The sequence below is a fragment of the Rhodococcus sp. HNM0569 genome, assembly GCF_012726205.1.
In the GTDB taxonomy this organism is placed as follows: Bacteria; Actinomycetota; Actinomycetes; order Mycobacteriales; family Mycobacteriaceae; genus Rhodococcus_F.
Map to the genome: position 1 here is coordinate 72914 of NZ_JAASAE010000001.1, position 26500 is coordinate 99413.

Sequence of the window (26500 nt, forward strand, 5' to 3'; positions counted from 1 at the left end):
GCGACGCGCGGCTCTGTCTGCTGATTCGTCACTCGACTCGCTGCTCCACATCGCTGTCGGAAATGGCGGGACTACCAGGAACGCCCGACTCATCATCGCGCATGACGTCGGTGGGTGTCGCACGCGAAGGCTCCGATGCCGCCACGACTTCGTCGTTCGGCACCGTGTCGTCGGGTGCAGCGAGTCCGGGCGTGTCGGGTTCGGGTGTGTCGGCTTCGGGCACCGGCGCGCCGTTGCCTGCCGCATCCCCCGCGAGCGCGGCCAGCACGGATTGCGCCGTCGTGCGGCCGATCCCGGGGACCTCGGTGATCTCGTCGACGGACGCCTCACGGATACGCGCGACCGACCCGAAGTGCCGCACGAGTGCCTTGCGGCGGGTCTCGCCGAGCCCGCGCACCGAGTCCAGCGCGGACGCCGTCATGCGCCGCGACCGCTTGCTGCGGTGGAAACTGATCGCGAACCGGTGCGCTTCGTCGCGTACCCGCTGCAGCAGGAACAGCGCCTCGCTCGTGCGGGGCAGGATCACCGGGTCCTCCTCGCCCGGCACCCACACCTCTTCGAGCCGCTTCGCGAGGCCGACGACGGCGACGTCGGTGACCTCGAGCTCGTCGAGCACCGCGGCCGCGGCCGCCACCTGCGGGGCACCGCCGTCGACGACGTACAGATTCGGTGGGTACGCGAACCTGCGCGGCCTGCCGGTCCTGGGGTCGATCGCGGCTTCGGGCGCGAGATCGCCGCCCTCGCCGCCTGCCATGTCCCCACCCGGCAGGTCACCACCACCCTGGAGGTCGGCCGCGTCGGGCGTCGCGTCGAGGCCGGTCTCGCGACGCAAGGTGAGCAGGTCCTTGTTGTGCCGCAGGAAGCGGCGCCGGGTGACCTCGGCGATGCTCGCGACGTCGTCGGAGCGCCCGTCGCCCGCGGCTTCCTTGATCGCGTAGTGCCGGTAGTCGGACTTACGCGGAAGGCCGTCCTCGAACACGACCAGGGACGCGACGACGTCGGTGCCCTGCACGTGACTGATGTCGACGCACTCGATGCGCAGCGGCGCCGAGTCGAGGTCGAGCGCTTCCTGGATCTCCTGCAGCGCGGCCGAGCGGGACGTGAAGTCGCCCGCGCGCTTGAGCTTGTGCTGGGTGAGGGCTTCGCCGGCATTGCGCTGCACGGTGTCGGCGAGTGCCTTCTTGTCGCCGCGCTGCGGGACGCGCACACGGACCTTCGTGCCGCGCAGCGTCGACAGCCAGTCCTGGATCTGGTCGACATCGGGCGGCAGCGTCGGGACGAGCACCTCGCGCGGCACCGCTACCGAGCCACCCGCGTCGTCGCGTTCACCGCCCGCGAGCGCAGCCTGCTCGCCGTAGAACTGAGTGAGGAACTGTTCGACGAGCAGTGACAGCTCGCTGCTCGTCGCGGCGGACTCGGCTCCGCCACCCGTGCGGCCCCCCGGCCCCGACACGATGTCGGCAGGGTCGATCACGTCGCCAGCCTTCTCGACGACCCACCCGCGCTGGCCCCGCACGCGCCCGCCGCGCACGTGGAAGACCTGCACCGCCGCCTCGAGCTCGTCGGTCGCGAACGCGACGATGTCCGCGTCGGTGCCGTCGCCCAACACGACGGCCTGCTTCTCGAGCGCTCGCTTGAGGGCGCTCACGTCGTCGCGCAACCGCGCGGCGGTCTCGAAGTCGAGCTCCTCGGACGCGTGCTGCATACGGCGTTCGAGTTCGCGGATGAGCTTGTCCGTCTTGCCGGACAGGAAATCACAGAAGTCCTCGACGATCTCGCGGTGCTCGGCAGCCGACACGCGCCCGACGCACGGCGCAGAACACTTGTCGATGTAGCCGAGCAGGCACGGCCGCCCGATCTGCGAGTGCCTCTTGAACACGCCCGCCGAGCACGTGCGCGCCGGAAAGACACGCAGCAGCAGGTCCAGGGTCTCGCGGATGGCCCATGCGTGCGAGTACGGGCCGAAGTAGCGCACTCCCTTGCGGCGCGGGCCCCGGTACACGAACAGTCGTGGATACTCCTCGTTGAGCGTGACCGCGAGCACCGGATAGGTCTTGTCGTCGCGGTAGCGGACGTTGAACCGCGGGTCGAACTCCTTGATCCAGTTGTACTCGAGCTGGAGGGCCTCCACCTCGGTGGTGACGACCGTCCACTCGACGCTGCCCGCCGACGTGACCATCTGCCGTGTACGCGGGTGCAGGCCCGCGACGTCCGCGAAGTACGAGTTCAGCCGGGACCGGAGGCTCTTGGCCTTACCGACGTAGATGACCCGGCCGTGCGGATCACGGAACTTGTAGACGCCCGGTTCGGTGGGAATCGAGCCGGTGGGCGGACGATAGGTCGAGGGATCGGGCACGCCCTCCACCGTAGTAGCCTGCACCGACCGCTCCCCCGCGGCGACGCCGTGTGCAGCAGCTCCTGCGGACCGGTGTGACGTCAGTCGCGCGCGAACCGGGCCTGCGCCGCGCGGAAGCGGCGCACCGACTCGACCGCACGTTCGCGATCGTTCGCCTGCAGCGCGAGCACCGACATGTACTCGTCGTCCGGCAGTTCGATACGGGCCCACGCGGCGCCGTCCGGGAAGCCGAGCCCCCGCACGTCACTCCACGTGAACACGCGTTCGGTGAACGGATTGCGCACCATGACGCCGCGCTCGGACACCTTCAGCCGCGGCCTCGCGAGCGTGAGCACGGCGAGCGCGAGGACGAGGCCGATGCCCGCGAGCGCGAACTGGTCGGCCGCGCGGAAGTACACACCGGTGCCGTCGCCGCCCAGCAGCAGGGCCAACACGATGTGCACGACGGCCAGCACCGCCGCGACGAGCACCGCGTACCGGCCGGTCTTGTGCGGCTGCGCCACGGTCTCCCACGCGGTCGCGGTGTCGTCGCGGGACGTCTTGCTCATGGGATCAGAAACTCTCTTCGGTCCAGGGCTGGCGCAGCGAGCGCAGCGTGAGCGCGGTGTCGAGCGCGGCCGCGCACGCGTCGGCGCCCTTGTCCTCGGCCGACCCGGGCAGGCCCGCGCGGTCGAGGGCCTGCTGTTCGGTGTCGGTGGTGAGCACGCCGTTGCCGACCGGCGTGCTCTCGTCGAGCGCGACGCGGGTGAGGCCGGCGGTGACGGAGTCGCACACGTAGTCGAAATGCGGTGTGCCACCGCGGATCACAACCCCGAGCGCGACGACGGCATCGTGCGTGCGGGCGAGTTGCTGCGCGACGACCGGCAGTTCGACGGCTCCCGCGACACGCGCGACGGTGACGTCTTCGAGACCGGCCTCGGCCGCGACCCGCTGTGCGCCCGCGAGCAGGGCCTCGCAGATCTGGGTGTGCCAGCGGCCCGCGACGATCGCGAGCGTGAGGCCCTTCGCGTCGTCGACCCGCAGCGCGGGTACGCCCTCGCCGCTCACTGGGCTTCCTCGGTGGCGGCCTCGCCCGTCGCGCTGTCGCCCGCGTCGAACTCGTCGAGTCCCACGAGATCGTGACCCATGCGGTCGCGCTTGGTGCGCAGGTAGGTCAGGTTCTCGGCATTCGCGCGCAGCGGCATCGACACGCGCTCGGTGATCTCGAGGCCGTAGCCGTCGAGGCCGACGCGCTTGGCCGGGTTGTTCGTGAGCAGACGCATCGAGCTGATGCCGAGGTCGACGAGGATCTGCGCACCGGTGCCGTAGTCGCGGGCGTCGGCAGGCAGGCCCAGTTCGAGGTTCGCGTCGACGGTGTCGGAACCCGCGTCCTGCAGCTGGTACGCCTGCAGCTTGTGCATCAAGCCGATGCCGCGGCCCTCGTGGCCACGCATGTACAGCACGACGCCGCGGCCTTCCTGCGCGACCATGTCGAGCGCCGCGTCGAGCTGCGGGCCGCAGTCGCAGCGCAGCGAGCCGAACACGTCGCCGGTGAGGCACTCGGAGTGCACCCGCACGAGGACGTCGCTGCCGTCGCCATCGGGACCCGCGATGTCGCCGCGCACGAGGGCGACGTGCTCGATGTCGTCGTAGATGCTCTTGTAACCGACCGCGGTGAACTCGCCGTGCCGCGTCGGGATCCGCGCCGACGCGACCCGCACCACCTGCTTCTCGTGCTTGCGACGCCACGCGATGAGGTCGGCGATCGAGATGAGTGCGAGGCCGTGGTCGTCGGCGAACACGCGCAACTCGTCGGTCTGGGCCATCGCGCCTTCGTCCTTCTGGCTCACGATCTCGCAGATGACGCCCGCAGGCCGCAGGTCTGCCATACGCGCGAGGTCGACCGCGGCCTCGGTGTGACCGGGCCTGCGCAGCACGCCGCCCTCCTTCGCGCGCAGCGGGACGACGTGACCGGGCCGGGTGAAGTCCTGCGCACCGGTGGTGGGATCGGCCAGCTTGAGCATCGTGGTCGCGCGATCGGACGCGGAGATGCCGGTGCCGATGCCCTCTCGGGCGTCGACGGTGACGGTGTACGCGGTGCCGTGCTTGTCCTGGTTCGTCGCGTACATCGGGGGCAGCCCGAGCCGGTCGCAGTCGGCGCCGTCGAGTGGGACGCACAGATAGCCCGACGTGTAGCGGACCATGAAGGCCACCAGCTCCGGCGTCGCCTTCTCGGCGGCGAAGATGAGGTCGCCCTCGTTCTCGCGGTCCTCGTCGTCCACGACGACCACCGCTTTGCCCGCCGCGATGTCCGCGACCGCGCGCTCGATGCTGTCGAACCTTGTCACTTCGTGTGCCCTGTCACTCGGAAAATTCTCATTCGAAAACGCCTCGTCCCACAGTACGTCTCGCTAACGGAAGGACTGCAGGCGCTCCACGTACTTGGCGATCACGTCGACCTCGAGGTTGACCGGCGTGCCGACGGCGGCGCGGCCGAGTGTCGTGAGCTCGAGGGTGGTCGGGATCAGCGAGATCTCGAACCAGTGTCCGCCGTCCGGGGTGCTGTCCGTCGAGTCCTGCCCGAGCGCGGACACCGTGAGCGAGACGCCGTCGACGGTGATCGACCCCTTCTCGACGACGTAGCGCGCAATCGTGCCGGGCAGCGAGATGCGCACGACCTCCCAGTTCTCCGAGGGCGTGCGCGCCAGCACGTGGCCCGTGCCGTCGACATGGCCCTGCACGATGTGGCCGCCGAGGCGGCTCTGCACGGCCGCGGCGCGCTCGAGGTTGACGCGGGCGCCGACGTCGAGCGCGCGCAGACTCGAGCGCACGAGCGTCTCCTGCATCACGTCGGCGGTGAACCTGCCCTCGGGCAGGACGTCGACGACGGTGAGGCACACCCCGTTCACGGCGATCGAGTCGCCGTGCCGTGCGTCGGAGGTCACGACCGGGCCCTGCACGGTGAACCGTGCCGCGTCGGTCGACTCGTCCTTCGCGACGATCTCGCCGAGCTCTTCGACGATCCCCGTGAACACTGCTCAGATCTCCTTTCGGACCCGCTGCGGCGCGGCCGCCCCCGGGTCGTGGGCGACCGGCTCGTGCCGATCGCGTCCGACAAGACTCAACAAGACGTCCGGACCGATTGTTTCCACGGACTCCGTGGTGAAACGGTGCGCCGCGGCCAGGGTGTCCACGCCTGCGTCGACGGCGGTGCTCGCGCCTGCCCCCAGCACGAGCGGTGCGACGAACGCCTGGATCCGGTCGACCATGCCCGCCGCGAGGAAGGCGCCCGCGAGCCGCGGGCCGCCCTCGACGAGCACGTCGGTGAACTCGGCGAGCGCCTCCGCGACCTCGTTCATGTCGCGGGTGGGCAGCACGAGCGTGGGAGCGGAGTCGTCGAGCACGCGTGCGCTCTCCGGGATCGGTGTGAGCCCGACGACGACGCGGGTGGGCTGGTGCGCGGCGAGGGTGCCGTCCGGCACCCGCGCGGTGAGCCACGGATCGTCCGCGAGGACCGTGCCGGTACCGACGACGACCGCGTCGAGCTTCGCGCGCTCCTCGTGCACGCGCGCCCGCGCCTGCGAGCCCGTGATCCATTTGCTCGTGCCGTCGGCGGCGGCGCTGCGGCCGTCGAGCGACGCCGCGTACTTCCACGTCACGTGCGGGCGGCCGGTGCGCTGGCGGTGCAGCCATGCGCGCAGCGAACCGCGTTCGACGTCGGCGGCGCGCACGCCCGACGACACGTGGACGCCGCCACGGACGAGGGTCTCCGCTCCCCCGGCGGCCGCCGGGTTGGGGTCGCCGACCGCATAGTGCACCTCGCGGATCCCCGCGTCGAGCAGCGCCTGCGAGCACGGACCGGTGCGGCCGTGGTGATTGCACGGTTCGAGCGTGACGATCGCGGTGCCGCCACGCGCGTCTCGGCCCGCTTCCGCGAGCGCGACGACCTCCGCATGCGGGCCGCCCGGCGGCTGGGTCATGCCGACGCCCGCGATCCGGCCCTGCGCGTCGAGCACGACGGCCCCGACGGGCGGATTGGGGGACGTGAAACCACGTGCCGACTCCGCGGCACCGATCGCGATGAGCATCGCTGCGTCGATGTCCGCGGCCTCGAGCCGCGATCCGGCGGGTTGCGCGGGCACGGCCGCGCTCAGTGCGCGAGCGTGAGGTGGGGCGACACGGCAGCAGCCGCCTCGCGCAGGGCCCGCACGGCGTGCGCGGGGTCGTCCGCGCCGTACACCGCCGATCCCGCGACGAAGCAGTCGACACCGGCCTCCGCGGCGGCCTCGATCGTGTCGGCGTTGATGCCGCCGTCGATCTCGACGACGAGCGTGAGCTCGCCGGAATCGACAAGGCGGCGTACGGCTTTCGCCTTTCCGAGGACGTCGGGGATGAACTTCTGGCCACCGAAGCCCGGTTCGACGCTCATCACCAGCAGCGTGTCGAAGTCCTTCAGGATCTCGAGATACGGCTCGATCGGGGTGCCGGGCTTGACGCTCAGCCCGGCCTTCGCGCCCGCCGCGCGGATGTCCCGTGCGACGGCGCGCGGGTCGTCCGTGGCTTCCGCGTGGATCGTGACGTTGTAGGCGCCCGCCTCGGCGTAGCCCGGCGCCCAGCGGCCCGGATCGTCGATCATCAGGTGGCAGTCGAGCGGGATGTCGGTGGCGGCCAGCAGGCTCTGCACGACGGGCAGCCCGAGGGTGAGATTCGGCACGAAGTGCGCGTCCATGACGTCGACGTGCAGCCACTCGGAGCCCTCGACGGCCGAGGCCTCGTCGGCGAGCCGAGCGAAATCGGCGGACAGGATGGACGGAGCGATCATCGGGTGTGCCACAGCCGCCAGCTTAGTGCCCCGCCCCACGACAGCGGTCGTGCAGGCCACCGGTCGCACCGGTGGCACCGAGCCTCACGGCACGCGGTTCGTCCACTCCGGGTTCGTGAACTTGGTCTCGACCAGTTCCCTGGCCGCGGCCAGCTCTGCGTCCGTGTAGGTGCTGGTGCGGGTGTCGTAGCGGGCCCGGAAGTGTGCGAGGAAGGCGTCGATGACGGCGGCCCGGGACATGCCGGTCTGCGACCGCATCGGGTCGACGCGTTTGCCGGAGCTCGTGATGCCCTTGTCGGAGATCTTCTCCCGGCCGACCCGCAGGACTTCGGTCATCTTGTCGGCGTCGATGTCGTAGGACATCGTCGCGTGGTGCAGGACTGCGCCCGCGGCGAACCGCTTCTGCGCGGCGCCGCCGATCTTGCCCTGCTCGGACGTGATGTCGTTGAGCGGCACGTAGCGCGCGGTGATCCCGACGTCGGCGAGCGCCCCCATCACCCACTGGTCGAGAAACGAGTAGGACTGCTCGAAGGTGAGTCCGTCGACGAGCGAGGTGGGCACCGCAAGCGAGTAGGTGATGCAGTTGCCCGGTTCCATGAACATCGCGCCGCCGCCGGAGATGCGCCGCACGATGCCGAACCCGTGCCGGGCGGCCGCGTCCTCGTCGACCTCGTTGCGCACCGACTGGAACGACCCGATCACGACGAGCGGCGAATCCCAGTCCCAGAACCGCAAGGTCGGCGGCCGCTCGCCCGTCGCGACCTCGCGCGTGATCACCTCGTCGAGTGCGACATGCACAGCCGGGTCGAGAATCACCGGCTCGATCACGTCGAAGGTGTGGTCGTACCAGCCGGTCGCGTGCCCGAGCGCGCGGCGGATCGCGACGCCCACCGACTCCGGCGTGAACCCGATCAGCGACGCCCCGTCGTCGAGCGCACCGGTGATCGCGTGCCCGAGCTGCGCCGCGTCCGCGCTCGTCGGCATGCCCGTCACCGCAGCCGTGATGTCGCCGAGCGCCTCGTCGGGCTCGAGGAAGAAGTCGCCCGACAGCGACACCTGCGACAGCCGCCCGTCCTCGACCTCCACGTCGACGACCACGAGCTTGCCGCCCGGGACCTTGTACTCACCACGCATCAGGGCTCACCACGCATTGCGTCAGCCTATCGATCCCGTCGGCGGACGCCCTGGGCCGGACACCTCGTCGATGCCCGTGCCTATCGCTGTGCGCCGAGGGTGATGGCGACGGTGACCGCGCCCTTCTCGTCGCGGCGGGCTACCGCGTGCCCGGTGCGGGTTCCCTCCTGGAGGTGCACCTCGACCGGTCCGCCGTCGCCGGTGAAGTTGCGCCACCACGTCTTCTGGTCGGGCATCGCGACGCCGACCTGCACCTGGTCGCCTCGGCGCCGGTACGAGACGGGGAGTTCGACCCGGGTGCCGGAGCGGCGCCCCGTGTACGCGAGCACGACCATCCCTTTGCCGAGGGTTCTGCCGACGACGGGGACTCCGAGGAGTGGGACGACGGCGGCGTTGAACACTTTCGCCGTGCGTGAGAAGGCACTCATAGCCGAGAGTCTGCCCCGGATCGGCTCGTGGCGCTCGGCCTTAGGGCAGAGCGGCGGCCAAGATCCTGTCGAGTACCGCATGTGCCTGCTCGCGTGCGGCTGCGGGCTCGCGGTGCTGCGCGATCCACAGCGCGGCCTCGTTCATCGCCCCGGACAGTTGCGCCGTCGTCGCATCGACAAGGGACTCGGCCACACCCGCGTCACGCAGGGCGTCGCGCAGGTGTGCTGCCGAGTTCCGGGCGTCGAGTTCGCGCCAGCGTCGCCAGCCGACCACCGCCGGGCCGTCGACGAGCAGGACACGCACCGCGGGGGCAGCGGTGATCGCGTCGAGGAAGGCGTGCGATCCCGCGCGCAGCTGCTCCTGCGGTCCGTCCACTGCCGTGGCTGCATCCACCACGTCCGCGGCGATTCGCGCCTGCAGGCGCGCGACGACGGCGCCGAACAGGCCCTGCTTGTTGCGGTAGTGATGGTAGACCGCGCCACGCGTGACGCCCGCCTCCCGGGCCACGTCGTCGACCGAGATGTCGGCGAATCCGTTGGCGGCGAACAGGTCCGACGCGGAGTCGAGGATTCGACGAGCAGTCTCGGCGGCAGCAGCGGCGGAAGCGCGAGGCATGAATCCGTTCCTTTACGTACGCGGTGTATGTATTCTCACTCTTGATACATACGCAGTGTACGTAAAGGAGTTGTCGATGTCCCTCACCAGCTTCTATCCCGTCCTGATGTCGCGCGACGTCGGCGCGGCGGCGTCGTTCTACCGCTCCGCTCTCGACTTCGCGGTCTCCTTCGAGACCGACTGGTACGTGAGTCTCCGGCGCGGCACGTTCGAACTCGCACTACTCGCCTACGACCACCCGACCGTTCCCGAGGGGTACCGGATGCCTCCCGGCGGCGTGATCGTCAACGTGGAGGTCGACGACGTCGACGAGGTCCACGCCCGGCTGACCGGCGAAGGCGGTCTCGAACCGGTGCTCCCCCTCCGCGACGAGGACTTCGGGCAGCGTCACTTCATCGTGGCAGGCCCCGACGGCGTACTACTCGACGTCATCTCGCCCATCCCGCCCAGCGACGAATTCCGCGGTGCCTACGCGGACGACTGAAGTCGCCCTACACCGGCTTGCGCAGCGCGGCGAGGAACATCGCGTCGGTACCGTGCCGGTGCGGCCACAGCTGCGCAGCCGGCCCGTCGCCCACGTCGGGCACACCCGGGAGCAGCTCGCGCGTGTCGAGCGCGACGACGCCGTGCCGCCGCACCGCATCGGACGCGACCGCCACCGTCTCGGGCAGGTGCGGCGAGCATGTCGAGTACACGACGACCCCGCCCGGCCGCAACAGCGCGATCGCCGCGGCGAGCAGCTCGCGCTGCAGCGCCGCGAGCGGCTGGACGTCGGCGGGCGTGCGACGCCAGCGGGCTTCGGGCCTGCGCCGCAGTGCACCGAGACCCGTGCACGGTGCGTCCACGAGGATCCGGTCGTAGCCGGGCGTCAGGCCACTGTCGCGACCGTCGGTGACGTGCACGTCGACCGGCAGTCCCCGGGTGGCCGTGCGCACCAGTTCCGCGCGATGCTCGGCGGGTTCGACGGCATCGACCCGGGCGCCGTCGATGTCGGCGATCGCGCCGATCAGCGCCGACTTGCCACCCGGCCCTGCGCACAGGTCGAGCCAGCGCCCGCCGTCGGGCCCGTCGAGCGGCGCGAGAGTGAGGGCGCGGGCGACGAGCTGGCTGCCCTCGTCCTGTACTGCGGCGAGACCGTCGCGGACCGGCTCGAGCGATCCGGGGTCGCCGCTGTCGAGGTACACCGCGTACGGCGACCAGCGACCTTCCTCGCCGCCGACGACGAGTGCAAGCTCCTCGGCACTCATCTCGCCCGGCCGCGCGACGAGATGCACCACGGGCCGGGCGTCGTCGGCGCGCAGCACGTCCTCGAGTTCGCCCGCCGCGGGACCGAGTGCATCGGCGAACGCCTGCGCGATCCACTTCGGGTGCGCGTACTCGAACGCGAGGTGCCCGACCGGATCGCGGTCGGCCGGCGGCGCGAGCGCGTCGACCCACTGCACCTCGGTCTTCTCCGACACCCGGCGCAGCACGGCGTTGACGAAGCCGGCCTTGCCCTTCCCCGCTTCCGCACGGACGAGGTCGACGGAGGTCGCGACAGCCGCGTGCGGCGCGATACGGGTGCGCAGCAGCTGATAGGTGCCGAGGCGGAGCACGTCGAGCAGCGGCCCGTCGATGTCCTCGACGGGCCTGCCTGCGGCGCTCGCGACGACCGCGTCCAGCAGACCCTGCGCACGGGACGCGCCGTAGGCGAGTTCGGTGGCGAGGGCGGCGTCGCGCCCGTCGATCCGGCGTTCGCGCAGCAGCGCGGGCAGCACGAGATTCGCGTAGGCGTCCCGTTCGCGCACCGCGCGCAGCACGTCGCGTGCCGCGAGCCGCGGCTGGTCGAGGCCGGACGTGTCGGGGCGCTGGGCCTGCGGCGGTCGACGGCGGCGCGGGCCGGTGCTGCCGCGCCGGGCGGGGCGTCGGGACTCGGTCATCGTGCGCTCACCTCGTTGCCCAGTCGTGCTCCGCGGGCCCAGTCGGCCGCCGCCATGTCCTTCTTGCCTTGCGGCTGCACGCGGTCCAGCGCGACCGCAGTGGTCGCGGTACCCACGAGTACTTCCTTCTTGCCGACGTCCAGTTGCCCGGGCGCGAGAGCGCGGTCGGTCACCCGCACGGGCCCGAGTTTGACGCGGAGGTCGCCGATCTCGGTCCACGCGCCCGGCGCGGGCGTGACGGATCGGATGTGCCGGTCGACGGCATACGCGGGCTCGTCCCAGCGCACGCGAGCGGACTCGACGGTGATCTTCGGCGCATAGGACACGCCGTCGTCGGGCTGCGGGACGGCGTGCACGCTGCCGTCCTCGAGGGCGTCGAGGACCGAGTCCAGCAGGACGGCGCCGCTGTGTGCGAGCCGGTCCAGCAGCGCCCCCGCGGTGTCGGTGGCGCGAATCGTCTCGGTGGTGACGCCGTACACGGGCCCGGTGTCGAGACCGGCCTCGAGGTGGAAGACGCTGGCTCCGGTGACCTCGTCGCCCGCGGCGATCGCCGCCTGCACGGGTGCGGCACCGCGCCATGCAGGCAGCAACGAGAAGTGCAGGTTGAGCCACCCGATGCGCGGCACGTCGAGCACGTGCTGCGGCACGAGCGCGCCGTACGCGACGACAGGACAGCAGTCGGGCGAGAGCTCGGTCAGCCGGTCGACGAAGTCCGGGTCGGCCGGCCTGCCCGGCGTCAGAACCTCGATGCCGTGCTCGTCGGCGAGCGCCGCGACGGGTGAGCGGGCGGTGCGCCTGCCTCGACCGGACGCCGCGTCGGGACGCGTGAGCACCGCGACGACCTCGTGACGGGTGGAGTCGAGCAACCTGCGCAGCGACGGCACTGCGGGCTCGGGGGTTCCGGCGAACACGATCCGCACGTCAGCACAACCTCCACGCACGGACTGTCACCACGTCGATGGCCACGATCGGCACTCTCCATCCGGGCTCTCGCCCCTCGCTGCTCACGCACGACGGCGCCCGGTCCGGCCCGTCCGTCCGGCACGGTCGTGCCCGTCCCGCCCGGTCCGAGTCTAAGGATCCCCCGACGCGGCGCGCCCGGCGGGCGCGACGTCACGACGAGTTCGAATCGAGGATCACCCGCAGGATGCCGGTTCCGAGGGGAACCGGGACGCACTCGCCGTGCGGCTCCGCGTCCGGGTCCAGCGCGGTGCGCACGAGGTCGAGCGCATAGGGATCGTAGGGGGCAAGGAAGTGGCCGGACGCGTCGGCCGGGCACGCGTCCTGCACCAGCACATTGGTCGCGCCGGGATCGCGCAGTGCGATGTCCGTGTACGGCTGGATCATCTCGTCGTATCGCGATCCGACGGTCGTGTAGTGCACTCCGGGAACGGTGTCGCCACCCGCGTTGAGCTCGGTGAGGAACGGCGAGCCGCGCATCTGCTGGCGCACCGCGCGCGACGTCAACTGCTCGGCCAGGTCGAGCCCGCCCGGCAGCGCATTGAGCAGATCGACGATGCCGTACATCGTGCCGCCGTAGGTGGGCGACGCCAGCCCGACCCAGCGGTCCGTGTGCGCTGCCCCGCCCCGCTCGTTGACGTAGTAACGGCTCACCGTCGCCCCCTGCGAGTACCCGACGTAGTTCACGCGGTCGGCCCCTGTCGCGGCAAGGACGCGTCGCGTGAACTCCGCGAGCTGGTCCACGCTGTCGTACAGGTCTTCGGTGCCGAACGATCGGGCACCGGGCGGCGCATCGCCCAGCGAGCCGGAGGTGCCGGACTCGGCCTCCGCGGCGCCACCGTAGTCGAGTGCGAACACGCACCAGCCGTCGGCCGCGAGCATCGGCGACAGGGCCGCCCAGTCGTCGTAGGCGCTCGAATCCGTGCCGTGGACGAGGATCACCGGTTCCGGATGCTCTCCGGTCGGCACGCACGCGAAATCGTTCGCGCCTGCCGGTGCGGCGCCCGGATGCGCCCGCGCGTAGTGGAAGGCATCGGTCCGTGCCGCCTGCGGCGGGCCCGCCTCGGTCGGTACCCGCCACTCGGACGCGGACGCGGGCCCCGCCGATGCGGCGACCACGGCGAGGACGCAGGTCGCCACCGTGACCGACCACCGTGTCGCACGCCCGCACCTCATGGTTCCGACTGTCCGCCGATTCCCCAGAGCCCGAAGAACTTCGAGTCAAGCGGTCAGTACGAGTGCATCACGATTGTGCAGCGGGCCCCGCTCCGTCGCTGTCCCCGGCCTCACCGCTGTCCTCGGTGCCGGACTCGTCCTCCGCGAGGATCCGGTACACCGACTTACGTGCGTCGGTGAGCACCTGCGCCGCACGCGTGAGCTGGTCCTCGGAGCCGACGGCAGCGACCTGACCGACCGCGCCGGTGAGCGTACCGAGCAGCGCCCGCAGGTCGTGGTGTCGTCCGGGGACACCGCCGCGCACCTCGTCCCACGGTGTGCCCAATTCGGTGGCGTTGGTCTCGACGTACGTCTCGCCCGCCTCGGTGAGCCGCGCGGTCTTGCGGCCTGCGACCTTCTCGATCACGACGAGCCCCTCGTCCTCGAGTTGCGACAGCGCCGGGTAGATCGAGCCGGGGCTCGGCCGCCACACGCCGTCGCTGCGTTCGGTGATCTGCTGGATGAGCTCGTAACCGTGCATCGGAGATTCCGCGAGCAGCACGAGGATCGCGGCACGGACGTCACCGCGCCTGCCTCGACCGCCACGGCCTCGGCCGCGGCCGAATTCCCGCCCGAAGCGTGGCCCGAAGCGCGGGTCGACACCGGGCCCGAATTCGGGACCGAAGCCCCCGCCGCGACCGTGCGGCCGGCCCCGCCCCGGCCCGTGCGGGCCACCGTGACCCGGTCCGCGCCGCGGCGGTCCCCCGCGGCGTTGCTGTCGCGGATCGACGCCCGGACCGGACTGAGCGCCCGACGGGAAGGGTTCGTTGTGGAACGAATGTTCGTTGTGGAAGGCATGGAAGTGTTCCATGATCAGCCTCCTTTCGTGTATCGCTGATAGATCAACGATATATCGGCATTTGCAACACGGCAAGGGTGCATTCGGGTGTGCATCGACTCACCCGATGTGCAGTGGGTCCATCTGGACGCGCACCGAGCCCGCGTTCTTGCGTGCGCTGCGCACCGACTGCGCAGCCCGCAATGCGTCGGCGAGGGCGTAGCCCTCGAGCCTGGGCACACGCACGAGCATCCGCGCCGGCTCGGCGTCGTCCGAGCCCGGAACCCGCGACGACGCGGGCAGCGGCACCGGCCCGAGCACCTCGGCCGAGGCGGGCAGGTCGGCAGCGTTCACGAGATCGCCCACGGCCTCTTCCGGACCGTCGAGAGCGGCCATGTGCACCGCGGGCGGAAAACCGACCTCGTCGCGTTCGCCGAGTTGCAGTCGCGCATGCCCGACCGGATCCCAGCGGACCAGGGCCTGCACGGTGCGGACGCCCGCGTCCGCAACGACGACGACGCTGCCTCCGCCGGCCGCCGGCCGGACCAGCGCCGCCGCGCCCATCCAGCGCCGCAGCGCTTCCTCGGCCGCGCGGAGATCGGGACGGCCGAGCAACGCCCAGCCGTCGAGGAGCAGCGCGGCCCCGTACCCACCGTCGACGACCGGTTCGGCGCCGACCGTCGCGACCACGATCGCCGGGCCTGTCGGCACCGAGGTGAGGACGGCGTCGCCACTCGAACCACGCACCGGGACACCGGGAAACGCCCGGCCGAGCTCTTCGGCCGTGCGGCCCGCGCCGATCACGACCGCACGCAGCGCACGTGCACCGCACGCGTGGCAGCGGTGCGCCGCGTCGCCACTGCCGCACCAACGGCACGACGGTGCGGCAGCGGCGTCGGCGGCGGACGTCTCGGGGAGCGCGAGCGGGCCGTTGCACCGTCTGCACCGTGCGGGCGCACGGCATTTGGCGCACGCGAGGCTCGGGACGTAGCCGCGCCGGGGCACCTGGACGAGGACAGGCCGCTGCGCGGCGAGGGCGTCGCGCGCCGCCGCGAACGCGACCGCGGGTATGCGTGCGGCACGCGCGAGTGGATCGCGTGCGAGGGCCTGGTCGCTGTCGGCCAGCGCCGTCACCTTCGGCGCCCCGGCGCGCACCACGTCGCGAGGCGCCACCAGATCGTGCGCCCAGCCCGTCTCCACCAGCAGCTGCCCCTCCGCACTGCGCGCATAGCCGCCGAGCACGAAGGCGCATTCCGACGCGTACGCGCGCAGCGCCGCCACCTCACGCGCGTGCGGATACGGTGCGCGCGGCTCGGCGAGCGAGTCGTCGCCGTCGTCCCACACTGCAACGAGACCGAGATCGGGTGTCGGCGCGAAGATCGTGCTGCGTGTCCCGACCACGATCCGCGCCGTGCCGCGCAGCGCCGCGAGCCACCGGCGGTATCGCACCGCAGGGCCCAGCCCCGCGGCGAGGGCCACGACGGCCTCCGCGCCCGCAACCTCGCTGCACGCGGCGTGCAGACGATCGAGATCCTTCTGGTCGGGGACGACGAGAACCGCGCTGCGGCCACGGGCGACGACGACCGACGCGAGATCCGCGAGGCGGTGCGCCCAGTCGTCTCCCGGCGCGCACTGCCACACCGCGCGCGGCCCACGCCCGGCCTCGAGCGCGTCGACGAAGTTGCTCCCGTGTGTGTAGCGCGCCCAGCTCGACAGATCTGGCTGCGGGGCAGGATCAGGAACCGCCGCCGGCTCCGCCGGGGCCGGCGGGGGCTCGTCCTCGACGCGGGCGTGCCGCGGCGGGATCGCGAGACGCAGCACGTCGGCGCGCGTGCCCGCGTACCGCTGCGCGACCAGCTCGGTGAGCCGGACGATCTCGGGTGTGAGCACCTGCTCCGACGACACCACCCGATCGAGCCGCCCGAGCTTGCCGTCGTGATCGCTCGACGCGAGGCGGGCGAGCAGGAACCCGTCGACCAGGCGCCCCGAGAAGCGCACCCGCACCCGCACCCCCGGCTGCGCCTGATCGTCGAGCTCCGGTGGGACGAGATAGTCGAACTCGCGGTCCAGGTGCGCGACCGGCAACAGCGGCAGCACCCGGGCCACCGGGAGCTCCGGCGAGGCGGCGATCTCCGCCTCGCCGCTCAGTGCACGGTCTGTCACGGCGCGACTGCGGGCCGCGTGCGCGGCCTAGAGGCCGGCAGCGGCGCGCAGCTTGTCGGCGCGGTCGGTGTTCTCCCACGGCAGGTCGATGTCGGTGCGACCGAAGTGACCGTACGCCGCGGTCTGCGCGTAGATGGGACGCAGCAGGTCGAGATCGCGGATGATCGCGCCGGGCCGCAGGTCGAAGACCTCGGCGATGGCTCGCTGGATGCGGGCCGGATCGGTCTTCTCGGTGCCGAACGTCTCGACGAACAGACCGACCGGGGCGGCCTTGCCGATCGCGTACGCGACCTGCACCTCGAGCTTGTCGGCGAGGCCCGCCGCAACCGCATTCTTGGCGACCCACCGCATCGCGTACGCCGCGCTGCGGTCGACCTTCGACGGGTCCTTGCCGGAGAACGCGCCGCCGCCGTGCCGGGCCATGCCGCCATAGGTGTCGACGATGATCTTGCGGCCGGTCAGGCCGGCGTCGCCCATCGGGCCGCCGAGCACGAACTTGCCCGTCGGATTGACCAGGAGACGGATGTCGGAGGTGTCGAGGCCCGGCACGTCGATCTCGGCGAGCACCGAACCGAGCACCTTGTCGCGCAGGTCCGGCGCGAGCAGGTTGTCGAGATCGATGTCCGCGGCGTGCTGAGTCGAGATGACGACGGTGTCGAGACGCACCGGCGTGTCGCCGTCGTACTCGATGGTGACCTGGGTCTTGCCGTCGGGCCGCAGGTAGGGCAGGACGCCCGACTTGCGGACCTCGGTGAGCCGCCGCGACAGCCGGTGCGCGAGCGCGATCGGCAGCGGCATGAGCTCCGGCGTGTCGGTGTTGGCGTAGCCGAACATCAGGCCCTGATCGCCTGCGCCCTGCCGATCGATCTCGTCGTTCGTGAGGCCGCCGGTGCGCGCCTCGTGGGAGGTGTCGACACCCTGCGCGATCTCGGGCGACTGCGCGCCGATCGCGATGTTGACGCCGCACGAGTTGCCGTCGAAGCCCTTGGCCGACGAGTCGTACCCGATCTCGAGGACCTTCTCGCGCACGATCCTCGGGATGTCCGCGTACGCCGTGGTGGTGACCTCGCCCGCGACGTGCACCTGCCCCGTGGTGACGAGGGTTTCGACGGCGACACGCGCGCGAGGATCCTCGGTGAGCAGCGCGTCGAGAACGGAGTCGCTGATCGCATCACAGATCTTGTCCGGGTGACCTTCCGTCACGGACTCGCTGGTGAAAAGACGACTACCGGTCTGGCTCACAGAACTCCCTCTCGACATGCCCGGTGCGGACTATGACCACAGTGCGGACTCGACAATCTCGGCGGACTCGACAACCTTGCGCCCTCTTCGGGCGAGACATTAGCCCTTCTCCCCGACGACCGACACCCATCGAATCATGCGATTCGGCGCGGCGCGGCCACCGGGCATTCGGAACGCTACTCGCGTCCCGAATGCACCAGACGCGCGACCGCATCCAGGACGCGGCTCGCCATGAGCGACTTCGAACCGTGCTCGAGCGCCGACTCGGACCCGTCGGCGGCCAGCAGCCAGCCGTCGTTGTGGTCGACCTCGAACGCCTTGCCCTCCCCGACCGCATTGACGACGAGCAGGTCGCAGCCTTTGCGCTCGAGCTTCGCCCGCGCATACGTGAGGACGTCCCCCTGCGCGTCGCCCGTTTCGGCCGCGAAGCCGACCACGACGGACGAGGCGGGGATGCGCCCTGCCCGGCGCGACTCGACGATGCCCGCGAGGATGTCCGGATTCTTGGTGAGAGCGACGGAATCGGGCTCGCCCGAGCCCTTCTTGATCTTGCTCGCGACCGTGGTGGTGGGCCGGAAATCGGCAACCGCCGCGGCCATCACGATCGCGTCGCACTGCGGCGCGTGCTTCGTGACCGCCGACTGCATGTCCTCGGCGGTCTTGACGTGCACGACGTCGACGCCTGCCGGCTCCGCGAGGCCCGTGGTGTAACCCGAGACGAGCACGACATCCGCGCCTCGCTGCGCGGCCAGCCGGGCGAGCGCGTAGCCCTGTTTGCCCGAGCTGCGATTACCCAGGAAACGCACCGGGTCGAGCGGTTCGCGCGTGCCACCTGCCGACACCAGCACGCGCACGCCTTCCAGGTCGCGCGGCATCGCGTCGGCGCGCTCGAGGAGCAGCGTCGCGAGCAACCCGATCTCGTCGGGATCGGGAAGTCGGCCCGCGCCGGTGTCCTTGCCGGTGAGCCGGCCCGATGCGGGCTCGAGCACGATGGTGCCGCGGCTGCGCAGCGTCGCGACGTTCGCGACCGTCGCGGGATGCTCCCACATCTCGGTGTGCATCGCGGGCGCGAACACCACGGGACATCGTGCGGTGAGGAGGGTCGCGGTGAGCAGGTCGTCGGCGCGGCCGGACACGGCGCGCGCCATCAGGTCGGCCGTCGCGGGTGCGACCACGACGAGATCGGCGTCCTGCCCGAGCCGCACGTGCGGCACCTGCGGCACGTCGGAGAACACCCCGGTGTGCACGGGATTGCCGGACAGCGCCTCGAACGTGGCCTTGCCGACGAATTCGAGGGCCGACTCGGTGGGCACGACACGAACGTGATGGCCCGCCTCGGTGAAGTACCGGACGAGGGTGCACGCCTTGTACGCGGCGATGCCTCCCGCGACACCGACGACGATGCGCTTGTGTGGGACTGCGGGGGCAGATTGCGCCTGCGCCGACGGCGCCTGCGGCGATGCGGACACTCGCCCTCCCCCGGTCACTCGCCTTCGGTGTGTTCGAGCAGGTCGGAGTGGATCTCGCGCATCGCGATCGACAGCGGCTTCTCCTGCAGGCCCGGCTCGACCAGCGGACCGACGTACTCGAGGATGCCGTCGCCGAGCTGGTTGTAGTAGTCGTTGATCTGCCGCGCGCGCTTGGCCGCGTAGATGACCAGCGCGTACTTCGACGACGTGCGCTCGAGCAGCTCGTCGATGGGCGGGTTGGTGATTCCGAGAGGAGTGTCGTACGCCGGGGCCTCGCCCGGCGTGGGAATGGTGGACGCGGCAGTGGAGCTGCTCACTCGGTTGTCTCCTGAAGTTCGGAAAAACGGATGTGTACGTGCCGGCCCTGGTGAGGATCGGCCCGGGACGATCAGGGGGCGTCGGCCGGATGGTCGGCGTCGCCGGGATGCCCGACCAACAATCGTACCAACTCGTCGACCGTCGCATCGAGGTCCTCGTTGATCAGGACGACGTCGAACTCGTCCTGTGCCGCGAGCTCGACCCGCGCGGTGTCGAGACGGCGTTGCACGATCTCCGGCGGCTCGGTGCCGCGGCCGGTGAGCCTACCCACCAGCACGTCCCAGCTGGGCGGCGCGAGGAACACGAGCGTGGCCTCGGGCATCGCGGCACGCACGGCCCGCGCGCCCGCCAGATCGACCTCGACGAGCACCGGGTGCCCGGCGGCCAGGGCGTCCTGCACCGGCCCCGCGGGGGTGCCGGACAATTGCAGTCCGCCGTGGATCTCGGCCCACTCGAGCAGCTCGCCGTCGTCGATCATGCGCCGGAACTCGGCGGTGTCGATGAAGCGGTAGTCGCGACCGTCGACCTCACCCGGGCGTGGCGCGCGCGTGGTGGCGGACACCGAGAACATCAGGTCCGGGACCCGCTCGCGCAGCTCCCGCACGACGGTCGACTTGCCTACGGCCGAGGGGCCGGCCAATACCACGAGCCGGCCCCTCCGCACGGCGTTCGCACGCCCTGACACGTGTGCGTCAGCAGTCACCGACGCACTCAGGCGTCGAAATCGAAGCGAGCGAGCAGCGCCTTGCGCTGCCGGTCGCCCAGGCCACGGAGGCGCCGCGTCGGCGCGATCTCGAGCTCGGTCATGATCTCCTGCGCCTTGACCTTGCCCACCTTGGGCAGTGCCTCGAGCAGCGCCGAGACCTTCATCTTGCCCAGGATCTCGTCGTTCTCGGCGTCGGCGAGCACCTGCTTGAGGTCGGTGCCGCCGCGCTTGAGGCGCTCTTTGAGCTCCGCCCGGGCACGACGGGCAGCAGCCGCCTTCTCCAAAGCAGCGGCGCGCTGCTCGTCAGTCAACTGGGGAAGGGCCACGGTTCCTCCGTCTCATCGTTGGCAAACAGTCCGAACCGCCGGTCAACCAGCGGCGATAGCGACCGTACTCAGCCCCGCCGACGATTGCGAACCGACCCCCCGCAGGTGATCGCGAAATCGGATGGGTTAAGCGAGCGCGGTCTCGACCTCGTCGCGGAGCGTCGCTGCCGCGTCGCGGAGCGCCCCGACCTCGGGCCCCGCATGCAACACACTACGAGAAGCGTTCGGCAACAACAACTTCCGATCACCCTCGAACACCGAAGCGAGATCCGCCGGGGTGGCGCCCTGTGCCCCGAGGCCCGGCGCCAGGATCGGCCCCGTGAAATTCGACAAGTCGAGGCCGTGACCACGGGTCGCCCCCACCACCAACCCGGCCAGGTCGCGCTGGGCCTCGTTCCGCGCCGCCGCGGCATCGACGACTTCCTGCGCGGTGGTCCGCCCCGACTCCACTCGCGCCGTCTGCAGACCCGCACCCTCCGGGTTCGACGTGCGGGCGAGCACGAACACTCCCCCGCCCGACGCCGTCGCTGCGTCCAGCGCGGGCTCGAGCGCGCCGAAGCCGAGGTACGGGGACACCGTGACGGCATCCGCCCGCAACGGCGACGTCTCGCCGAGCCACGCGTCCGCATAGGCCGCCATCGTCGACCCGATGTCGCCGCGCTTGGCATCCGCGACGACCAGGATCCCGGCGTCCCGCAATGCCGCGAACGCACGCTCGAGTGCCGCGTAGCCCGCCGATCCGTACGCCTCGAAGAACGCGACCTGAGGCTTGACCACCGCGACCTCGCCGGCGAACGCCTCGACGCATGTCCGAGCGAATGCGTCGACGCCCGCGGCGGACACGGGCAGGCCCCACCGCTCGAGCAGGGTCGGATGAGGGTCGATGCCCACACACAGCCGGCCGCGCGCGGCTACCGCCGCGCGCAGCCGCTCGCCCCAACTGCTCACGCCGACTCGCGCAGGTGCTCGTGCAGCTCCTGCAGCGACCGCACACCGATCTCGCCGCGGATGCCCGCCTCGATGCCCTGCACCGCGGCCGACGCCCCCTGGACCGTCGTGATGCACGGGATGTTGACGGACACCGCCGCACTGCGGATCTCGTACCCGTCGACACGCGGGCCGGCATTGCCGTACGGCGTGTTGATGATCATGTCGACCTCGCCGCCGCGGATCAGGTCGACGATCGTCCGGCTGTCCGCCCCGAGCTCCTCGCCCGACGCCTTGTGCACGCGCTCGCACGTGATGCCGTTGCGCTGCAGCACGTCGGCCGTGCCCGCCGTCGCAAGGATGCGGAAACCGAGATCCGCCAGGTGCTTGACCGGGAAGATCAGGGCGCGCTTGTCCTTGTTGGCGACCGACACGAACACCGTGCCGCTCGTCGGCAGCGAACCGTACGCGGCGGTCTGACTCTTCGCGAATGCGGTACCGAAGTCCGCGTCGATGCCCATGACCTCGCCCGTCGACTTCATCTCGGGGCTCAGCAGCGTGTCGATGCCGGTGCCGTCGGCGCGGCGGAACCGGTTGAACGGCAGCACCGCCTCCTTGACCGCGACGGGTGCCGTCATCGGCGTCTCGCCGCCGTCGCCGGTCGCGGGCAGGATGCCCGCGGCCCGCAGTTCGGTGATCGTCTCGCCCAGCATGACGCGCGCGCACGCCTTCGCGAGCTGCACGGCAGTCGCCTTCGACACGAACGGCACGGTGCGGCTCGCACGCGGGTTCGCCTCGAGCACGTACAGCACGTCGTCCTTGAGCGCGTACTGCACGTTGAGCAGACCCCGCACGCCGATGCCGCGCGCGAGCGCCTCGGTGGAGCGGCGCACGTTGTCGAGGTCGGCGCGGCCGAGCGTGATCGGCGGCAGCGCACACGCCGAGTCGCCCGAGTGGATGCCCGCCTCCTCGATGTGCTCCATCACGCCGCCCAGGTACACCTGCTCGCCGTCGAACAGCGCGTCGACGTCGATCTCCACCGCGTCCTCGAGGAAACGGTCGACGAGCACCGGATGCTCGGGGGTGAGCTCGGTGGCGCGCGAGATGTAGTCCTCGAGCGACGGCTCGTCGTACACGATCTCCATGCCGCGGCCGCCGAGCACGTAGGACGGGCGCACGAGCACCGGGTACCCGATCGAGTCGGCCGTCGCGCGCGCCTCCTCGAAGGACGTCGCGGTGCCGAACTTCGGTGCGGGCAGGCCTGCCGCGGTGAGCACCTTGCCGAACTCGCCGCGATCCTCCGCGAGGTCGATCGCGGCCGGGGTGGTTCCGACGATCGGCACACCCGCCTGCTCGAGCTTGTTCGCGAGACTCAGCGGCGTCTGCCCGCCGAGTTGCACGATGACGCCCGCGACGGTGCCCGACCGGGTCTCCGAGCGGTACACCTCGAGTACGTCCTCGAACGTGAGGGGCTCGAAGTACAGGCGGTCGGCCGTGTCGTAGTCGGTCGAGACGGTCTCCGGATTGCAGTTGACCATGACGGTCTCGTAGCCGGCTTCCGACAGCGTCTGCGCGGCGTGCACGCACGAGTAGTCGAACTCGATGCCCTGGCCGATGCGGTTCGGTCCCGAACCGAGGATGAGCACCTTCGGCTTCTCGGTCTGCGGCGCGACCTCGGTCTCGGCGCCGGGATCGAGCTCGTAGGTCGAGTAGTGGTACGGCGTCTTGGCCTCGAACTCGGCGGCGCACGTGTCGACCGTCTTGTACACGGGGTGCACATTCCACTCGTCGCGCAGCGCCCGCACCGCATCCTGGTCGCCCAGTTCGGGGCGCAGCGCCGCGATCTGTCGGTCGGACAGACCGGTGTGCTTCGCGAAGCGCAGCGTCTGCTCGTCGAGCTCCGCCAGCCCGCGGAGCTTCTCGCCGAGCTCGTGGACCTGCAGGATCTGGTCGAGGAACCACGGGTCGACGCCGGTCGCGTCGTACAACTGCTCGATCGTCGCCCCGAGCGCGAACGCCTTCTCGATGCCGTACAGGCGGCCGTCGTGCGGCGTGCGCAGCTCGTCGAGCAGCGCGTCGAGGGAGTCCCCCTCGACGACGGGCCCGGTCCAGAAGCCGGCCCGCTTCGTCTCCAGCGACCGCATGACCTTGCCGAGCGCCTCGGTGAAGTTGCGGCCGATCGACATCGCCTCGCCGACCGACTTCATCGTCGTGGTCAGCGTCGCGTCGGCGCCCGGGAACTTCTCGAACGCGAACCGCGGCGCCTTGACGACGACGTAGTCGAGCGTCGGCTCGAAGCAGGCAGGCGTCTCCTTGGTGATGTCGTTGACGATCTCGTCGAGGTTGTAGCCGATCGCGAGCTTCGCGGCCATCTTCGCGATGGGATAGCCGGTCGCCTTCGATGCGAGCGCCGACGACCGCGACACGCGCGGATTCATCTCGATCACGACGAGTCGACCGGTGGCCGGGTCCTGGGCGAACTGGATGTTGCACCCGCCCGTGTCGACGCCGACCTCGCGGATGATGTCGATCGAGAGGTCGCGCATCTTCTGGTACTCGCGGTCGGTGAGCGTCATCGCGGGAGCGACGGTGACCGAGTCACCCGTGTGCACGCCGACCGGGTCGACGTTCTCGATCGAGCACACGATCACCACATTGTCGCGGCCGTCGCGCATGAGCTCGAGCTCGTACTCCTTCCAGCCGAGGATCGACTCCTCGATCAGGACGTTCGCGGTGGGCGACGCGGCGAGGCCACCGCCCGCGATGCGCTCGAGGTCGTGCTCGTCGTACGCCATGCCGGAGCCGAGGCCGCCCATCGTGAAGGACGGGCGCACGACCACGGGGAAGCCGAGCTCGGCGACGGTCGACTCGACCTCGTCCATCGTGTAACAGACCGCCGAGCGGGCCGACTCGCCACCGACCTTCGCGACGATGTCCTTGAACTTCTGGCGGTCCTCGCCGCGCTGGATCGCGTCGAAGTCGGCACCGATCAGTTCGATGCCGTACTTGTCGAGGACACCGTTCTCGTACAGGCCGACGGCGGTGTTGAGGGCCGTCTGGCCGCCGAGCGTCGCGAGTACCGCGTCGATCGGACGGCCGAGCTCGGCCTCGCGCGCGATGACCTTCTCGACGAACTCGGGCGTGATGGGCTCGACGTAGGTCGAGTCGGCGAACTCGGGGTCGGTCATGATCGTGGCCGGATTGGAGTTGACCAGCGACACGCGCAGGCCCTCCTCACGCAGCACACGGCACGCCTGTGTGCCCGAGTAGTCGAACTCGCAGGCCTGACCGATGACGATCGGGCCCGAGCCGATCACGAGGATGTGGGACAGATCTGTGCGGCGTGGCATTACTTCGTGACTCCGGTTCGTGCGGACAGCAGGCGGGTGAAACGGTCGAACAGGTACGCGGCGTCGTGCGGACCCGCGGCGGCCTCGGGGTGGTACTGCACCGAGAAGGCCGATCCGTCGAGCAGGCGTACGCCCTCGACGGTGCCGTCGTTGGCGCAGGTGTGGCTCACCACCGCGCGGCCGAACGGGGTGTCGAACTCCTCGCCGGCCTCGCCCTCGAGCGCGAACCCGTGGTTCTGCGCCGTGATCGCGATGCGCCCCGTCTCGTGTTCGACGACCGGGATGTTGATGCCCCGGTGGCCGAACTTCATCTTGTAGGTGCCACGGCCCAGCGCGCGGCCGAGGATCTGGTTGCCGAAGCAGATGCCGAACAGCGGCAGCCCCTCGCCGAGCACGTCGCGGGTGAGCTGGACGGCGCCGTCCGCGGTGGCCGGGTCGCCCGGGCCGTTGGACAGGAAGACGCCGTCGGCGCCCGCCGCGCGGATGTCGTCGAGCGTCGCGTTCGACGGCAGCACGTGCACGCGCACACCGCGCTGCGCGAACATGCGCGGCGTGTTCGTCTTGATGCCGAGGTCGATCGCCGCCACGGTGTACAGCGGGTCCCCGTCGGGGTCGATCGTGTAGCCGCTCGTGGTGGTGACTTCGCCCGCGAGGTCGGCACCGAGCATCGACGGCTGGTTGCGGACGCGGCTCACGAGCTCGTCGGTGTCGAGCGAGCCGTCCGCGGCGAACGCGAGCGCGCTGCCCGAGAAGATGCCTGCGCGCATCGAGCCGCGGGTGCGCAGGTGCCGCACGAGGGCACGGGTGTCGATGCCCGCGAGCCCCACGACGTCCTGACGCACCAGCGCATCCTGCAACGAGCCGGTGGCGCGCCAGTTCGAGGTGCGTCGCGACGGGTCGCGGACGACATAACCCGCGACCCAGATGCGTGCACCGGCACGGGCGCCGTCCGGGCCGACGGACTCGTCGTCCTCGTCGTTCCAGCCGGTGTTGCCGATCTGCGGCGCCGTCGACACCACGATCTGACGGTGGTAGCTGGGGTCGGTCAGCGTCTCCTGGTAGCCGGTCATGCCGGTGCTGAAGACGGCCTCGCCGAGAGTCTGGCCGACGGCACCGAAGCTGGTGCCGCGGAAGACCCGCCCGTCCTCGAGGACCAGGACCGCGAGGTCGTTACTGCGGTCGCTGCCGTTCATTGCTTGTCTCCGTTCTGCTGTGTGCCGGTCTCGGTGTTCGAGGGCACTGTGTTGTCGGGCGCGGTGTCGTCCGGGACAGCCGAGTCGTCGGGCTGTCCCGATCGTCGTCGCGGGTCACCCTCGACCCACCCCGGGTAGGCGCTCTTGTCGTCTGCGCGGAAGCCGGTGTCGATCTCGGTTCCGGTGGGCAACTCCCACCGGATCACGAGGACGCCGTCCTTCGTCATGACCTTGCCTGCGAGGCCCCGCTCGGTACGGATCGCGCGGATCGACTCGTCGGGAATCCAGATCGGCGACGCGCCGTCGCGATCCAGCAGGATGCCGCTCGCGAAGCGCGTGAGCTCGCCCGCCGCCCGGTACCCGAGGTCGCCCACCGCGATACGGTCCTGCCAGCTCGGGGCGAGGGTGCTGCCGACGTACAGGCCGGTGACCGGCGGGACGGTCGGTGCGCCGAGGGTTGCCGGCACCGGCGGCAAGGCACCGACGCGGTCGGCCTGGCGCTTCGCGCGGCCACGCCAGCCCCAGTACATGAGTGCGAGCGCCGCGATCCAGAAGAGCACGCAGCCAACGACCCACAGTGTGCGTTCGAGATCCACGGG

At 70.9% G+C, this 26500-nt stretch carries 25 protein-coding genes; 1 reads left to right on the top strand and 24 read right to left on the bottom strand.

Features of this window, described 5'->3' with window-relative positions:
* Positions 1 to 28: 28 nt before the first annotated feature.
* The 10 genes from uvrC to HCA44_RS00375 form a co-directional block, all read right to left on the bottom strand.
* Positions 29 to 2356, bottom strand: a complete 2328-nt coding sequence (gene uvrC, locus HCA44_RS00330) for an excinuclease ABC subunit UvrC (protein WP_169646557.1) — start codon at positions 2354 to 2356, stop codon at positions 29 to 31.
* Positions 2357 to 2436: 80 nt separating this feature from the next.
* Positions 2437 to 2904 carry a PH domain-containing protein gene (locus HCA44_RS00335; protein WP_169646558.1) on the bottom strand — a complete coding sequence of 156 codons (468 nt, stop codon included), beginning with the start codon at positions 2902 to 2904 and terminating at the stop codon, positions 2437 to 2439.
* Between the two features lie 4 nt (positions 2905 to 2908).
* Positions 2909 to 3403 (bottom strand): 6,7-dimethyl-8-ribityllumazine synthase, encoded by a 495-nt coding sequence (ribH, locus tag HCA44_RS00340; protein WP_169646559.1) that lies wholly within the window; start codon positions 3401 to 3403, stop codon positions 2909 to 2911.
* A complete protein-coding gene (locus HCA44_RS00345; protein WP_169646560.1) occupies positions 3400 to 4683 on the bottom strand; it encodes a bifunctional 3,4-dihydroxy-2-butanone-4-phosphate synthase/GTP cyclohydrolase II in 1284 nt (427 codons plus the stop codon). The genes ribH and HCA44_RS00345 overlap by 4 nt, the downstream gene beginning before the upstream one ends.
* Positions 4684 to 4746: 63 nt before the next feature.
* Entirely contained in the window at positions 4747 to 5370 is a 624-nt protein-coding gene (locus HCA44_RS00350; RefSeq protein WP_169646561.1) for a riboflavin synthase, read from the bottom strand.
* 3 nt (positions 5371 to 5373) lie between these two features.
* On the bottom strand, positions 5374 to 6423 hold the full coding sequence (gene ribD, locus HCA44_RS00355; protein ID WP_169646877.1) for a bifunctional diaminohydroxyphosphoribosylaminopyrimidine deaminase/5-amino-6-(5-phosphoribosylamino)uracil reductase RibD: 1050 nt from the start codon (positions 6421 to 6423) through the stop codon (positions 5374 to 5376).
* A 62-nt stretch (positions 6424 to 6485) separates the two neighbouring features.
* On the bottom strand, positions 6486 to 7169 hold the full coding sequence (gene rpe, locus HCA44_RS00360; protein ID WP_169646562.1) for a ribulose-phosphate 3-epimerase: 684 nt from the start codon (positions 7167 to 7169) through the stop codon (positions 6486 to 6488).
* Positions 7170 to 7241: 72 nt separating this feature from the next.
* The gene (locus HCA44_RS00365) at positions 7242 to 8291 is read right to left on the bottom strand and encodes a biotin/lipoate A/B protein ligase family protein (protein ID WP_169646563.1); all 1050 of its coding nucleotides are present in this window, start codon (positions 8289 to 8291) and stop codon (positions 7242 to 7244) included.
* 80 nt (positions 8292 to 8371) lie between these two features.
* Complete coding sequence (locus tag HCA44_RS00370; protein WP_169646564.1) at positions 8372 to 8719, bottom strand: nitroreductase/quinone reductase family protein; 348 nt, start codon at positions 8717 to 8719, stop codon at positions 8372 to 8374.
* 40 nt (positions 8720 to 8759) lie between these two features.
* Positions 8760 to 9335 carry a TetR/AcrR family transcriptional regulator gene (locus HCA44_RS00375; protein ID WP_169646565.1) on the bottom strand — a complete coding sequence of 192 codons (576 nt, stop codon included), beginning with the start codon at positions 9333 to 9335 and terminating at the stop codon, positions 8760 to 8762.
* A gap of 76 nt (positions 9336 to 9411) precedes the next feature.
* Between HCA44_RS00375 and HCA44_RS00380 the strand changes: the two genes are divergently transcribed.
* Complete coding sequence (locus HCA44_RS00380) at positions 9412 to 9819, top strand: VOC family protein (RefSeq protein ID WP_169646566.1); 408 nt, start codon at positions 9412 to 9414, stop codon at positions 9817 to 9819.
* Between the two features lie 7 nt (positions 9820 to 9826).
* Here the strand turns inward: HCA44_RS00380 and HCA44_RS00385 are convergent, their stop codons facing one another.
* The 14 genes from HCA44_RS00385 to HCA44_RS00450 all read right to left on the bottom strand — a co-directional run bounded on the left by HCA44_RS00385 (position 9827) and on the right by HCA44_RS00450 (position 26497).
* Positions 9827 to 11254 carry a transcription antitermination factor NusB gene (locus tag HCA44_RS00385; RefSeq protein WP_169646567.1) on the bottom strand — a complete coding sequence of 476 codons (1428 nt, stop codon included), beginning with the start codon at positions 11252 to 11254 and terminating at the stop codon, positions 9827 to 9829.
* Positions 11251 to 12174: a methionyl-tRNA formyltransferase gene (gene fmt / locus HCA44_RS00390; protein ID WP_169646568.1), complete on the bottom strand. Its 924-nt coding sequence runs from the start codon at positions 12172 to 12174 to the stop codon at positions 11251 to 11253. Before fmt ends, HCA44_RS00385 begins: the two co-directional genes overlap by 4 nt.
* A gap of 193 nt (positions 12175 to 12367) precedes the next feature.
* Positions 12368 to 13333, bottom strand: a complete 966-nt coding sequence (locus HCA44_RS00395) for an alpha/beta fold hydrolase (RefSeq protein WP_346764530.1) — start codon at positions 13331 to 13333, stop codon at positions 12368 to 12370.
* A 124-nt stretch (positions 13334 to 13457) separates the two neighbouring features.
* Complete coding sequence (locus HCA44_RS00400; protein WP_169646570.1) at positions 13458 to 14240, bottom strand: PadR family transcriptional regulator; 783 nt, start codon at positions 14238 to 14240, stop codon at positions 13458 to 13460.
* A gap of 87 nt (positions 14241 to 14327) precedes the next feature.
* The gene (locus tag HCA44_RS00405) at positions 14328 to 16370 is read right to left on the bottom strand and encodes a primosomal protein N' (protein ID WP_346764500.1); all 2043 of its coding nucleotides are present in this window, start codon (positions 16368 to 16370) and stop codon (positions 14328 to 14330) included.
* A 27-nt stretch (positions 16371 to 16397) separates the two neighbouring features.
* Complete coding sequence (gene metK, locus HCA44_RS00410) at positions 16398 to 17612, bottom strand: methionine adenosyltransferase (RefSeq protein WP_169646571.1); 1215 nt, start codon at positions 17610 to 17612, stop codon at positions 16398 to 16400.
* Positions 17613 to 17788: 176 nt separating this feature from the next.
* Positions 17789 to 19081, bottom strand: a complete 1293-nt coding sequence (coaBC, locus tag HCA44_RS00415; protein ID WP_169646572.1) for a bifunctional phosphopantothenoylcysteine decarboxylase/phosphopantothenate--cysteine ligase CoaBC — start codon at positions 19079 to 19081, stop codon at positions 17789 to 17791.
* Positions 19082 to 19095: 14 nt separating this feature from the next.
* The gene (gene rpoZ, locus HCA44_RS00420; RefSeq protein WP_346764531.1) at positions 19096 to 19371 is read right to left on the bottom strand and encodes a DNA-directed RNA polymerase subunit omega; all 276 of its coding nucleotides are present in this window, start codon (positions 19369 to 19371) and stop codon (positions 19096 to 19098) included.
* 98 nt (positions 19372 to 19469) lie between these two features.
* Positions 19470 to 20102, bottom strand: a complete 633-nt coding sequence (gene gmk, locus HCA44_RS00425; RefSeq protein WP_346764501.1) for a guanylate kinase — start codon at positions 20100 to 20102, stop codon at positions 19470 to 19472.
* A gap of 8 nt (positions 20103 to 20110) precedes the next feature.
* Complete coding sequence (gene mihF, locus HCA44_RS00430; protein WP_169646575.1) at positions 20111 to 20431, bottom strand: integration host factor, actinobacterial type; 321 nt, start codon at positions 20429 to 20431, stop codon at positions 20111 to 20113.
* 126 nt (positions 20432 to 20557) lie between these two features.
* A complete protein-coding gene (pyrF, locus tag HCA44_RS00435) occupies positions 20558 to 21379 on the bottom strand; it encodes an orotidine-5'-phosphate decarboxylase (RefSeq protein ID WP_169646576.1) in 822 nt (273 codons plus the stop codon).
* Complete coding sequence (gene carB / locus HCA44_RS00440; RefSeq protein ID WP_169646577.1) at positions 21376 to 24708, bottom strand: carbamoyl-phosphate synthase large subunit; 3333 nt, start codon at positions 24706 to 24708, stop codon at positions 21376 to 21378. The genes pyrF and carB overlap by 4 nt, the downstream gene beginning before the upstream one ends.
* On the bottom strand, positions 24708 to 25901 hold the full coding sequence (gene carA / locus HCA44_RS00445; protein ID WP_169646578.1) for a glutamine-hydrolyzing carbamoyl-phosphate synthase small subunit: 1194 nt from the start codon (positions 25899 to 25901) through the stop codon (positions 24708 to 24710). Before carA ends, carB begins: the two co-directional genes overlap by 1 nt.
* Positions 25898 to 26497, bottom strand: coding sequence for a transporter (locus HCA44_RS00450; RefSeq protein ID WP_169646579.1), 600 nt, complete (start codon positions 26495 to 26497; stop codon positions 25898 to 25900). The genes carA and HCA44_RS00450 overlap by 4 nt, the downstream gene beginning before the upstream one ends.
* Positions 26498 to 26500 lie beyond the last annotated feature (3 nt).

Excerpts from the sequence above, each read along its gene's own strand:
- HCA44_RS00335 (WP_169646558.1), bottom strand. The coding sequence starts at position 2,904 with ATGAGCAAGACGTCCCGCGACGACACCGCGACCGCGTGGGAGACCGTG.
- ribD (WP_169646877.1), bottom strand. The coding sequence starts at position 6,423 with ATGCTCATCGCGATCGGTGCCGCGGAGTCGGCACGTGGTTTCACGTCC.
- HCA44_RS00365 (WP_169646563.1), bottom strand. The coding sequence starts at position 8,291 with ATGCGTGGTGAGTACAAGGTCCCGGGCGGCAAGCTCGTGGTCGTCGAC.
- HCA44_RS00370 (WP_169646564.1), bottom strand. The coding sequence starts at position 8,719 with ATGAGTGCCTTCTCACGCACGGCGAAAGTGTTCAACGCCGCCGTCGTC.
- HCA44_RS00375 (WP_169646565.1), bottom strand. The coding sequence starts at position 9,335 with ATGCCTCGCGCTTCCGCCGCTGCTGCCGCCGAGACTGCTCGTCGAATC.
- HCA44_RS00380 (WP_169646566.1), top strand. The coding sequence starts at position 9,412 with ATGTCCCTCACCAGCTTCTATCCCGTCCTGATGTCGCGCGACGTCGGC.
- HCA44_RS00385 (WP_169646567.1), bottom strand. The coding sequence starts at position 11,254 with ATGACCGAGTCCCGACGCCCCGCCCGGCGCGGCAGCACCGGCCCGCGC.
- HCA44_RS00400 (WP_169646570.1), bottom strand. The coding sequence starts at position 14,240 with ATGGAACACTTCCATGCCTTCCACAACGAACATTCGTTCCACAACGAA.
- carB (WP_169646577.1), bottom strand. The coding sequence starts at position 24,708 with ATGCCACGCCGCACAGATCTGTCCCACATCCTCGTGATCGGCTCGGGC.
- carA (WP_169646578.1), bottom strand. The coding sequence starts at position 25,901 with ATGAACGGCAGCGACCGCAGTAACGACCTCGCGGTCCTGGTCCTCGAG.